8 protein-coding genes are annotated in these 12704 nt (G+C 32.2%); 4 read left to right on the top strand and 4 right to left on the bottom strand.

Features of this window, described 5'->3' with window-relative positions; genetic code table 11:
• Window positions 1-52: 52 nt before the first annotated feature.
• From RM519_RS05795 to RM519_RS05810, 4 genes are all read right to left on the bottom strand, one after another.
• The gene (locus RM519_RS05795) at window positions 53-2773 is read right to left on the bottom strand and encodes an outer membrane beta-barrel protein (protein WP_311592685.1); all 2721 of its coding nucleotides are present in this window, start codon (window positions 2771-2773) and stop codon (window positions 53-55) included.
• Window positions 2774-2929: 156 nt separating this feature from the next.
• A complete protein-coding gene (locus RM519_RS05800) occupies window positions 2930-3613 on the bottom strand; it encodes a hypothetical protein (RefSeq protein ID WP_311592686.1) in 684 nt (227 codons plus the stop codon).
• Window positions 3614-3744: 131 nt separating this feature from the next.
• Window positions 3745-4416: a hypothetical protein gene (locus tag RM519_RS05805; RefSeq protein ID WP_311592687.1), complete on the bottom strand. Its 672-nt coding sequence runs from the start codon at window positions 4414-4416 to the stop codon at window positions 3745-3747.
• Between the two features lie 258 nt (window positions 4417-4674).
• Complete coding sequence (locus tag RM519_RS05810) at window positions 4675-5358, bottom strand: cell division ATP-binding protein FtsE (protein ID WP_311592689.1); 684 nt, start codon at window positions 5356-5358, stop codon at window positions 4675-4677.
• Between the two features lie 123 nt (window positions 5359-5481).
• Here RM519_RS05810 and RM519_RS05815 point away from each other — a divergent pair, with 123 nt between their 5' ends.
• From RM519_RS05815 to RM519_RS05830, 4 genes are all read left to right on the top strand, one after another.
• Window positions 5482-6705 (top strand): TlpA disulfide reductase family protein, encoded by a 1224-nt coding sequence (locus tag RM519_RS05815; protein WP_311592690.1) that lies wholly within the window; start codon window positions 5482-5484, stop codon window positions 6703-6705.
• 154 nt (window positions 6706-6859) lie between these two features.
• Window positions 6860-9883: a tetratricopeptide repeat protein gene (locus tag RM519_RS05820; protein WP_311592691.1), complete on the top strand. Its 3024-nt coding sequence runs from the start codon at window positions 6860-6862 to the stop codon at window positions 9881-9883.
• A 34-nt stretch (window positions 9884-9917) separates the two neighbouring features.
• Complete coding sequence (locus tag RM519_RS05825) at window positions 9918-11636, top strand: TonB-dependent receptor (protein ID WP_311592692.1); 1719 nt, start codon at window positions 9918-9920, stop codon at window positions 11634-11636.
• Between the two features lie 57 nt (window positions 11637-11693).
• Window positions 11694-12665, top strand: coding sequence for a YitT family protein (locus tag RM519_RS05830; protein ID WP_311592693.1), 972 nt, complete (start codon window positions 11694-11696; stop codon window positions 12663-12665).
• Window positions 12666-12704 lie beyond the last annotated feature (39 nt).

The raw sequence follows: 12704 nt of genomic DNA on the forward strand, positions 1-12704 counted from the left end.
CATAAGATGTCGCATAAAAAAAGCCGCTCAATAGAGCGGCTTTTTTTAAATCTTAATAACTTCTTCTATATCTTCTTCTTCCACTATCACCAAACTTCTTCGCTCCTTTGTTGCCATTTAAATTATAGGTTAAACTAAGCATATAATAATTTCCTAAAACATCTCTTTGTGTTTCTTGAAAATAGTTATCAGAACTAGAACGTTGTAACCCTATACTTTTATTTAAAATATCTAAGGCCGATATCATTACATTTAAACTATTTGAAGGTGTTAAAGCGTAAGAAACCGTAGCATTCCAAATTGGGACTGCTTCATCGCTTCCAAAATTACTATCTGTATAAATATCATATTTAAACTGAGAGTTCAAATTCAATTTATTGGTAATGTTCCAATCTACCTTCGAATAATACGTTTGCGTTAAGAAATCCCTATCGGCGTTATTTCCTGTTGTAAAAGTAGTATAGTTTTTATCCCAAGTAGCACCTATTGAAGCATCTACCTTTTCCTTTTTATTATTCTCTAAAGACAAACTTAACACACCACTTTTTGTTTGTGTTTCATTTATTTCTGTATTAATCATAGAAAAGTACTCGGTATAATTACCTCTAATTCTAATATTATATCTTAAACCCAGTGATTTAATTCTGTTTCCAAAACTGAAATAAGAACTAAAGTTATTTCTATCACCCAAATTGTCAAAACTAGAATAACGAATTCCTAATGGATCTGTAAACTCTGTATTTCCAATACTATTAGTCGTATAATCATAACTTAAGCGTGCAAAGAAACTAAAACCAGAAGAAAAGTCATGTCTTCCATACATTCCAAATACAGAGTAATTCTCCTGTGGAATTAAATCTGGGTTTCCTTGACGAATAAACAATGGATTAAAATCATTTACTACTGGAGATAATTGTGTTGCAGAAGGTAGATTTACCCTTTTTCTAGTTGAAAATCTTACGAATTCTCCTTTTTTAGGGTTCCAACGAATATTTAATTCAGGGTTTACATTTGTGTATGTGTTTTTATAATCTACTCCCTGTTCTACTCCAAAATCTTGTGTTTGCTCTGCTATCCTTGCTCCAGCAGATAGCGTAAATTGGTTATTGTCATACTTATATCGTACACGACCAGTTAAATCTGTTTGCTGATAAAATTCGCTGAAAATTAATGGATCTTGTAAAATATCATTTTCATACTTAACTTGGTTTACATCATTATCATTGTTGTTACCTGCTACCTGGCCTGCTACTTCAATTAAGTGTTTTTCCGTAATCGGTTCTGTGTATTCAAATTCGAAATTATAATTATCTTGATTTCTATTTTGCTCTCTTACCGTTTCTTCTTTTATGTCGAATGCATTCGCAGGATCAGATATATTAAATTTATTTAATTGATTGTTTGTACTAAGGTTTTCGTTTTTAGAACCTCCAAAATCAACTTCAAACTCAATATTTCGTTTGCTATCTTCTTTAAATCTTTTTGTATAATCTAAAGAAAACGACCCGGAATTATTATCACCTGAATTATTCGTATTTCCAATACTCTGCAAATCCAATTCTTCATCTGCATTGTATTTATCTAAACTATTAACTGTTTGACCACTCGTTCTATTTAAACCTCCTCTTGCACGAATACTAACTGAACTAAGTTTGCTTGAACGATCTCTATAACTAAAATTTACATTGTTTCGATTAGATTCACTTTCGCTTCTACTATGAATGTCTGATTTAATCTCAGCATCGCCAATATATTCTATACGTGTTGTCAATACATCTCCAGATGTTCTACCCGCATAGTTGTAAAAATAATCGGCATTTAATGTTTGGTCTTTTTTTATTTCATAGCCCATGTTAACGCCTGCAACTCCTGTAGTAAGGAATCCACCTGATTGATTATTAGATCCCCAACGACCATTACCAGTATCAAACGAAATGATTTCTGAAATATCAGAACCAGAAGTGTTTACATTATTGTATTTACCAATTACAGACGTTTGCAATTTTGACGAAAACCTGTTGTAATTTAAACTTGTTAAATAACGATCATCAGTACCATAACCACCTTGAACTTTTCCAAAGTCATTTACCTTTTTATCGTCTTTTAACTTAAGGTTGATCACTTTTGTTCTTTCTTGATCGTTAACACCAGACACTCTAGATTTTTCACTTTTCTCATCTATTATCTCAATACTTTTAATAGCATCGGCAGATAAATTCTTTGTAGCAATTGCAGGGTCTCCACTAAAAAATTCTTTTCCATCTACATATACTTTGGTAATTTCTTCACCTTGCGCTATAACTTTTCCGGCCGCATCTACTTCTACTCCTGGTAGTTTTTTTAATAAATCCTCTACATTGTCTTCAACTCTTACCTTAAAGGCTTTAGTGCTGTACGCAACCGTATCAGTTTTTATAGAAATCGGCACAATTGCCTGAATTACAACCTCATCCAATTGGTTCTCAAAATCTAAAACAACATCACCTAGATTTATTGTTTCATTCTTATAATCGATAGTTTTTTGAAAGGTTGCAAATCCAATTAAGTGTGCTTGTAATAAAATTTTTCCTTCTTTTAATTGTTTCAATTCAAATGCACCCGACTCGTTTGTTGTTGCATAACTTATTAGTAAGGAATCAGCCGGATTCATTGCAGCAACAGCTACAAATTCTAAAGGTGTTTTGTCTTGATCTAGTATTCTTCCTGAAATGCTTTGCGACCAGTTTAAAGTTGGGATCATAACTAAAGTTATAATCAGTATGAGTTTTCTCATGTGTTTAGTATTGTAATATTATTTGAATTAAAAACTATTCGTTTTTAGACCGCGCAAATTTGTAATAGTTTAATGTGAAAATTCTTAAAATTTTGTTAAAACTAGAACTAAAAAAACCGCCAATGGCGGTTTTCTATATTATCAAGATTTGATTTTTTATTTAAATTGTTTCGCAATCATCTTAGTGTACTTGTCTGCAACCTCTTCATAAGACGTAGGGTCAGTAACTCTAACAGTTATTACTCCGAGTAATTGATCTTCCTTTTCTGCAGTTAAATTATAAGTTACAGCTTCAATTATATATACATTGTATGAAGTCGTTGTTGTTTCAGGTTCAACATAAACACTTCCTAAATCAGAATTGTAAACGCTACCATAAAATGAACCAAACCCATAATAGTGATAGCTATAATTGTAAATAGTCAATCCCATACCTTCTCCAGTATTTACGTTTCTATCATAACCTCCTGTAGTTTCTGATTGATATTTTGTTTGTTTATCTCTAATACCTGTAACAACAGCACCAGTATACCCAGCAGCAACTACTTTCTTAACTTCTGCTTCAACATCTTCTTCGGTTCTTTTCTTATGCTCCATATTTGGAAAAGCAACATGACTCTCTACAGCATCCACACCAGCACTTCTTAATCTATCCGCTAAATCTCTTTCAAATCGCTCTCTGGCAACTTTATCGTTTGTTTTATTAATTACTAAAACCTTTTTCCCTTTCAAAGATTCAAATTGGTCATTTTCATTTCGGTATTGATCTACAACTTCCACAACAGAAACACAACTCGTGAAACCAATAATTACCAATAAAGAGAACAGTATTCTTTTCATAATTTTCGTTTTTATTTATTTTTATGACGACAAATATACAATTGTTAAATTGATATAATCTTAAGCTTTACATAAATAAAAAAGCACAAACGTCAAAGTTTGTGCTTTTCATTAATATGGTCAATTATGAACTATTCAGCGAACTGATCCATCACAATATTAATATATTTTCCTGCCACACCAGAATAAGATTGTGGGTCTTTAATTTTTACCGAAACCGCACCAACTAATTGCTCTCCGTCTTTTAATCCTAGGTTGTAAGAAACTGTTTCTAATAAGAAAATATCAACTACTTTGGTAGTAGAAGATGGTGGAATGTAAGAACCTCCATAACCATATCCGTATACTCCTCCGTAATATGATCCGAATCCTCCATAGTATCTTCCGTAATAAGATGGATAATAGCCTCCAGAATAATAGCCTCCACTAGTTGTGGTTTCTACTTGTTGATCTTTATCCTTTAAAACAGTTAAAATTACACCGTTGTAACCAGCAGCCGTGATTTTATCTATTGAAGCTTGAATCTCCTCAGGCGTTGATTTTTCTTTATACTTTATATTTGGAAAAGCAACATAAGCTTCCGTAGCATCAACTCCTATTGCTCTTAATTCGTTGGCTAAATCTTGTTCCAATCTTTTTTTATTTACCTCATTGGGTGTTTTATGTATAACTAAAACTTTTTCGTTTTTAAGAGCAGCGAAATTATCGTTTTTCCATTGATCTGCTACTTTAACACTAGTACCACATCCAACAAACAATGATGATACTAATAGCAATACAAGGCTTAATTTTAAAATTTTCATATTAGGTTTTTTTAATGATGTTTAAGTTTTGTAAAACAAATATACTGATAGTTTTAGTCTATTATTAGAATATTCTTATATAAAGTCGAAAAAAATTAAATCATTATACACATTCGACACAACTAATGTAGTAAACATCAATAAAAGACTAAAACACTTAACTTAATGTTAACAAAATAAAGCATTTATCTTCTTAAACCTTTAAAGGTTATTAAATTAAAAAATCAAGTGTAAAATTAAAATGGATAATTCCATATTCTAAGCATTCTGTTGCACTACTTCAAATAACTCATCCCCTTCACATTTTAAGGTTTTGTGTGGATATTTCATTATTAAAGCATAATCATGAGTTGCCATTAATATGGTTTTTCCTGTTTTGTGAATTTCCTCCAAAACTTCCATAACTTCAATCGATGTTCTTGGGTCTAAATTACCCGTAGGCTCATCTGCAATTATCAATTCTGGATCGTTAAGTAAGGCTCTTGCAATTGCGATTCGTTGTTGCTCGCCACCAGATAATTCAAAAGGCATTTTAAAACCTTTAGTTTGCATCCCAACTTTTTCTAAAACCTCGGAAATTTTAGCATTCATTTGCGAAGTATCTTTCCAACCCGTTGCCTTCAAAACAAATTGCAAATTCCCTTCAACATTTCGATCATTTAACAATTTAAAATCTTGGAAAACAACTCCAATCTTTCTTCGCAAAAAAGGAATTTGTTTTTCTTTTAATTTTCCCAAATCAAAACCAACTATTGCACCAGTACCCTGTTGCAATTCTAAATCGCCATAAAGCGTTTTCATTAAACTACTTTTACCACTACCCGTTTTACCAATTAAATAAACAAATTCCCCTTCATCTATAGAAATATTAACATTTTTCAATACCAAATTATCTCGTTGAAAAATAGATGCTTCGCTTAAATAAAGAATAGGGTTTGACATGCAGTTTAGAATAAAATCCTCACAAATTTAACCAATCTCTGTAACCTTTCAAAAGAATTCACGACAATAATCCCAGTCAATTAATTTATATATATTTGATCATTCTGAAACCAAGACTAACCCATGAAAAAATACAATTTTATAATTTCAACTATCTTTCTAACAACCTTATTTCTTTCTTGTACATCCAATTCCACGGTTAAAGAATTAAAACAAGGTAATTGGAGAGGTGAAATTACAATTCAACAAAAACAATTGCCTTTTAATTTTGACGTTTCCAAAAACAATGATGATTACAAAATCATTTTACATGATGGAGACAACCCAATTGAAATTGATGAAATTGAAGTTAGAAATGATTCTGTTTTCTTTACAATGCATATTTTTGATATTGACGTAAAAGCAAAAATTCTAGAGAACACAATAGAAGGAACTTATACAAAAAATTACGCCGAAGATTATATACTTCCATTTAAGGCTACCTACAATAAAGAAAGTCGGTTGGACGATGCTAAAGCAGAAACCGATTTTAACGGTAAGTGGTCTTTTAAATTTGACGAAGACCCTGCCGACAAAAAGAAAATTGCTGTTTTTAAAACAGAAGATGGAATTTTAAAAGGTACTCTTCTTACCCCTACAGGAGACTATAGGTTTTTAGAAGGATCTTCGGATAGCGGTGTTTTTAAATTATACGCGTTTGACGGAAACCACATGTATATTTTTGAAGGTAAACTAACCGACAATGACACATTAACCGGAGAATATTGGTCGGGTAAAACCGCATATAAAACTTTTACTGCAACTAGGAATGAAAACGCAACGTTACCAGATGCAAGTACGTTGACTTATCTTAAAGATGGATATGATAAAATTGAATTCTCTTTTCCAGGTTTAAACGGAACTCAAGTAACATTAGAAGACGAAAAATATCAAGATAAAGTTGTGATTCTGCAACTATTAGGATCTTGGTGTCCAAATTGTATGGATGAAACTAAGTTCTTAACCAAATGGTACGATCAGAACAAAGACAGAGGAGTAGAAATTATCGGTTTAGCCTATGAACTAAAGGAAGATTTTGAATACGCAAAAGGCAGAGTGTCCAAAATGAAGACGAGACTTAATGTAAATTATGATTTTGTAATTGCCGGAACTTCTGATGTAGGAAACGCTTCTAACTCATTACCGATGTTAAATAAAGTAATGTCTTTCCCAACATCCATTATAATTGATAAAAATGGCAAAGTAAGAAACATTCATACCGGTTTTAATGGACCTGCTACAGGAGATTATTACGATGAATATGTGCTAGAGTTCAATCATTTACTAGACGATTTATTGTCAGAATAATTAAAAGTCGATTTCCACTTTAGAATTTATAACACGTATTTAAAATTGTAAACATCTTTTTGATAAAATTTAACAGTATCTGATGCAATTTCACAGATAAAAAGCGTTATTGTACTATGCATTATTAGTATAAAATTTGCTTAAAATCGTTGAAATGAATTTCAAAAAACTAACCCTTACTTTCTGTTTAACATTCACTGTATTCCTTTCGTTTTCTCAAAAAACAGCAACTTACACCACTGAACTTAAAGATTACAAGCGTGCTGTTAATTTGTATAACGAACGCTCTTATTCGGGATCACAACAATTGTTTAATCAAATTAAATCTAATTTTGATCCTACAACAGAATTAAGAGCGAATTGCGACTTCTATATTGCAAATTGCGCCATAAGGCTTGGACAGCAAAACGGGGATGATTTAATGTTAGATTTCGTTACCAATTATCCTACGAGCACAAAACAAAACAATGCGTTTTTAGAAACAGCAGAATATTATTACAAAGCTGGAAAATATCCATACGCTTTAAAATGGTATGGAAAAGTAGAAACTTACAATCTAACCAATTATCAAAAAGAAGATTACAACTTTAAGTTTGGATATTGCTTATTTGCAACAAAGAACTATGCAAAATCTAAGGAATATTTTGGAGAAATTTTAGATTCTAAGAAATATGGATCACAAGCTAAATACTATTACGGTTATATGGCCTATGCTGATGATGACTATGAAACAGCTGATAATTATTTGGGGCAGGTCGTAACGGATGCATCTTATAAAAACAAAGTTTCTTACTATTTGGCAGACATGAATTTTAAAGCTGGGAAATTTGAAACTGCCATTGAAAAAGGAGAACCCTTATTGGCGAGATCAAAAAGGGAAGAGCATTCGCAATTATCTAAAATTATTGGTGAAAGTTATTTTAATTTAAATAAATACGCCGAAGCGATTCCACACTTAAAAAATTACAAAGGAACCCGAGGAAAATGGAATAATACAGACTATTACATGTTAGGCTACGCCTATTACAAGCAAGATGATTTTGAAAATGCTATTGCACACTTTAATAAAATTATTGATGGTAAAAACTCCGTGGCTCAAAACGCATATTATCATTTAGCGCAATGCTATTTACATTTAGGTAAAAAATCAGAAGCATTGAATGCTTTTAGAAATGCGAAAGACATGGACTTTGATGAAGAACTTGAACATGATGCACATTTAAATTATGCTAAACTTAGTTACGAAATTGGGAATCCATTCAATAGCGTTCCGGATGTATTGCAAGATTATCTGAGTAAATATCCTAAAACTGGTCATGACGAGGCTATTGAAAAGTTACTGGTAAGTTCGTATATCACTTCTCAAGATTACAACGGTGCATTGAATTATCTTGAAGGTAAAAAAGACTCAAATAGCAAATCATTTTATCAATTAGCGGCATTTTATAACGGTATCACTTTTTTTAATAATGATGAATTGTCAAAGGCAATTGAAAATTTTGAAAAATCACTCGCTACTTCTATCGATAACAAACTAACCGCAAAAGCAAACTATTGGAAAGGAGAAGCAAACTTTAGATTGAATAGGTTCGATGCTGCTGAAACTGATTTCGATTTATTTATTAAAAATAGCGCGGCAAAAGACACAGAAGAATTTGATGATTTTCAATATCAAATTGCATACGTCTATTTTAATCAAAAAAACTATGTAGACGCTGCTGAAGCTTATAAAAAATACATAAAACAAAACCCTAACGATCAATTAAAACTGAATGATAGTTATTCTAGAATGGCCGACACTTATTTTGTATCAAGTGATTACGAAAATGCTATTGACAGTTATGACAAGATTATTAAAAACAGTGCCGCTGATGCCGATTATGCGCAATTTCAAAAAGCCGTTAGTTATGGATATATTAGGCAAGATGATCGAAAAATTGAAGAGTTAAACACTTTTATTAGAAGGTATCCAAAATCAACCTTGCAAGATGATGCGCATTATGTATTGGCTAATGAATATGTTGATGCAAATGAAAATCGATTGGCGTTAGAAACTTATGACAAGTTAATCACAAATTTTGAACATAGCCCTTTCGTTTCAAAAGCCATGCTGAAGAAAAGTGTTGTTTATTATAACAATGAACAAAATGACAACGCCTTAAACACCTACAAAAGAGTTGTTAAGAAATATCCAAATACTCCAGAAGCGAAACAGGCCGTTACAAGTGCTAGACAAATATATGTCGATTTAGGACGAGTAGATGAATATGCCGCTTGGGTGAAAACAATCGATTTTATAAATGTCTCGGATGCTGATTTAGATAACGATACTTACGAATCTGCAGAAAGACAATATTTACAAAGCAATCACAAAAGAGCGATTACAGGATTCCAAAAGTATGTTAGACAATTCCCAACAGGTTTGCATTCTTTACAAGCAAATTATTATTTAGCAGAGTCTCTTTTTGCTGAGGATAACTTAAATGAGACCATTCCGTATTACAAATTTGTTACCGAACAAGGACAAAATGAGTTTACCGAGCAAGCATTATCTAGACTAGCGCTTGCGTATTTAAAAAGTGATAATTGGGATGCTGCCATTCCAACTTTAAAGCGACTAGAGGAAGTTTCTAACAATCCTCAAAACAGCATTTTTGCACAGACTAATTTAATGAAAGGCTACTATGTTCAGGAAAACTATGAGCAAGCAGTTTCCTATGCAGATAACGTTTTAAGTCAGGTTAAAATAGATGATAATATAAAATCTGATGCTCAGATTATTATTGCACGTTCTGCCATAAAAACAGATGATTCTAGTAAAGCAAGACAGGCTTATTCGGAATTAGATCAAATTGCAACAGGCGAATTAAAAGCAGAAGCATTGTATTACAAAGCTTATTTTGAGCATATGGATGGAAGTTATCGTGTATCAAATGAAATTGTACAAGATATTGCTGCCAACTACTCAACTTATAAATATTGGGGAGCCAAAGGACTGATCATTATGGCGAAGAATCATTATGAATTGAAAGATGCATTTCAGGCAACCTATATTTTAGAAAGTGTTCAGAAAAATTTTGCTCAGTTTGATGATGTTGTCGAGGAAGCGAACAAAGCGCTAGAAATAATTAAAACGAACGAGGCCAAAACCAACGATTCAGTAAAACCAGGAAACTAAACTATTTGTGATTTTTAAATCCCAATTCATACCAATGAAAAAAAGCATATCATTTAGCATATTATCAATTATTTCACTTTCGTTTTTTGCTCAAGAAAAAGCAAAGGATACCTTAAAAACAGATGAAATTATTGTTGTAAAACCATACACACCCACAATATCTGCCGCCTATAAGATTAAGACAAATCCAAAATTGGATCCAACTCAAAATGAAAAGGAAACTATTAATTATTCTTTTTTCTCAGTTCCTGTAGCCTCAACGTTTACACCTACAAAAGGAACAGCACAAAGCGTTGTAAGGGAACCATTAGAAAAGGTCTATGAAAATTTTGTTGCCGCTGGTTTTGGAAATTATGGTACTCCTTATTTGGAGGTATTTATACATTCTAATTCACATCAATACAATGATTTTGGAGCATTTATTAAACATCAATCTTCCTCTGGAGGCATAGATGGCATTTTGGTTGATGATGGATATTCAGATTCTGAAATAAATTTATATTACAAGCAATTCGAGCGTTATTATAATTGGGAATTTATAGCAGGCGCACAACACAATGTTCAAAATTGGTATGGACTGCCAAATGACATAATCTATAATCAAACGTTTTTAGATGCGTTGGATCCGAAACAAACCTATTTGAATATTTTTGCGGAAGGAAACATAGATTTTGACGATGCTATTTTTAGCCATGGAACGTTTAATTTAAACCATTTCTCAGATAAATATGGAAGTGGTGAGTTGCATGCATATGTTGCTCCTACTTTCGAATTTCCGCTTTCAACGGATCTATTCACTACCGATGCTTCTTTGGAATTCTTAAGTTCTCAATTCGATAATGCCTATGGACTTATAGGTGCAGTAAAAAATAGTTTTTTGAATTTAGGTGTAATGCCGACGTTTCAAGTTCTAAGAGAAGATTACAGTTTAGACATTGGCGCAAAAGTGTATTATAGTTTCGATCTAGAAAACAGCAACAATAAATTTTATTTTTACCCGGATGTTACCTTCTCTTACAAGTTAATGGATGAAACTGTAATTGCATTTGCAGGTGTAACTGGAGATTTAGAACAAAACTCTTATCAAAAGTTAACAGAAGAAAATCCATTTGTTTCTCCAACACTTAATTTATTACAAACAGATCAGCAATACAATGCTTTTATTGGAGCAAAAGGAAAATTATCTTCAACCGTGAGCTACAACATAACGGGATCTTATAAAAACGAAAATAACAAGGCACAATTTATGAGTAACCAAGCCTTAACTGATGCAACCATTCCGGTTAATGAAAACTACGAAGCTGGGAATTCATTCGATGTTGTTTATGATGATATTTCAACCATAAACATTACAGCAGAATTATCAGTGGACCTTTCAAAAGAGTTTAATTTTGGTGGAAACATTTCTTATAACAATTACAGTCCAACAAATTTTGAAGAAGTCTGGAATTTACCAGACTTCACTTCTACCCTTTTTGCGAAATACAACGCAAAAAACTGGTATATAGGTACGGATTTATATTTTGTTGGAGAACGTAAAGATTTCATAATGCCGTTTATTGGAATTGATACGGTTAAAACACTGGACGCTTATGTAGATTTAAATTTTAACGCAGGGTATGAGTTTTCTGATAGACTAACTGCATTTGCCAAATTGAACAACGTTTTAAGCGATAATTATGAGCGATATTCTAATTTCGAAGTACAAGGGTTCCAAGTCTTAGCAGGTGTTATTTATAAGTTTGATTTTTAATTTTTACTACTATTCTTTTTCAGTACTTTTGAATTAAAGCAAATGCCTTAATTCTAAATGATTCGGTTTTTCAGAAGATTTATTGTTGTAAGAGCCAAAGAGCGACTTAAAAATTATGGCGCAAAGGGTGAAACGCATTCACTTTCTGATGAGTTTCTGGCGGTCAAAGCAAATTTCATCCATTTAGTAAGAGATTCCGTTTTTATAATTATTGGAATTTTTTCGGCTGGGTTCGGACTAAAAGGTTTTCTATTACCAAATCATTTTATAGATGGCGGTGCCATGGGTATTTCACTTCTAATATCCGAGACAACAAATTGGTCACTTGCACTTTTAATTATTGCCGTAAATTTCCCTTTTCTTTTAATGGGCTATACTCAAATTGGTAAACAATTTGCTTTAAAAAGTATACTGGCTATAATTGGACTCGCCTTAATAGTTCACTTTATCCCATTTCCGCTTATTACTTCTGATAAATTGCTAATTGCAGTTTTTGGAGGATTCTTTTTAGGAGTCGGAATCGGAATGTCTATTAGGGGCGGTGCTGTAATTGACGGAACCGAAGTTTTGGCCATTTTTATTAGCAAAAAAACAGGTCTAACAATTGGTGACATCATTCTCATCTTTAATATAATTATTTTCTCATTTGGCGCTTACATCCTGTCGATAGAAATTGCGCTCTATGCAATTTTAACCTATATAGCCGCTTCAAAAACTATAGACTTTGTTATTGAAGGGATTGAAGAATATACAGGGATTACAATTATTTCGGAACGAAGTGAAAGGATCAGAAAAATGATTATTGATAAACTTGGAAGAGGAGTCACTATTTATTCCGGTAAAGGAGGGTATACCAAAGATGGGGATGAAGCGAGATCTATTGATATTTTATATACGGTAATTACAAGACTTGAAATTGCCAACCTTAAAAAAGAAATAGATGCAATTGATACGGATGCTTTTATTATTATGAATAGCATAAAAGACACTAAAGGAGGTATGATAAAAAAACGTCCATTAAAGGATTAAATCAATTAATCTAATACTCTTTCTTTTTCCTTACATTTA

This window comes from Urechidicola vernalis, from assembly GCF_031846385.1.
In the GTDB taxonomy this organism is placed as follows: Bacteria; Bacteroidota; Bacteroidia; order Flavobacteriales; family Flavobacteriaceae; genus Urechidicola; species Urechidicola vernalis.

Excerpts from the sequence above, each read along its gene's own strand:
- RM519_RS05815 (WP_311592690.1), top strand. The coding sequence starts at position 5,482 with ATGAAAAAATACAATTTTATAATTTCAACTATCTTTCTAACAACCTTA.
- RM519_RS05820 (WP_311592691.1), top strand. The coding sequence starts at position 6,860 with ATGAATTTCAAAAAACTAACCCTTACTTTCTGTTTAACATTCACTGTA.
- RM519_RS05805 (WP_311592687.1), bottom strand. The coding sequence starts at position 4,416 with ATGAAAATTTTAAAATTAAGCCTTGTATTGCTATTAGTATCATCATTG.
- RM519_RS05825 (WP_311592692.1), top strand. The coding sequence starts at position 9,918 with ATGAAAAAAAGCATATCATTTAGCATATTATCAATTATTTCACTTTCG.
- RM519_RS05810 (WP_311592689.1), bottom strand. The coding sequence starts at position 5,358 with ATGTCAAACCCTATTCTTTATTTAAGCGAAGCATCTATTTTTCAACGA.
- RM519_RS05795 (WP_311592685.1), bottom strand. The coding sequence starts at position 2,773 with ATGAGAAAACTCATACTGATTATAACTTTAGTTATGATCCCAACTTTA.
- RM519_RS05830 (WP_311592693.1), top strand. The coding sequence starts at position 11,694 with ATGATTCGGTTTTTCAGAAGATTTATTGTTGTAAGAGCCAAAGAGCGA.
- RM519_RS05800 (WP_311592686.1), bottom strand. The coding sequence starts at position 3,613 with ATGAAAAGAATACTGTTCTCTTTATTGGTAATTATTGGTTTCACGAGT.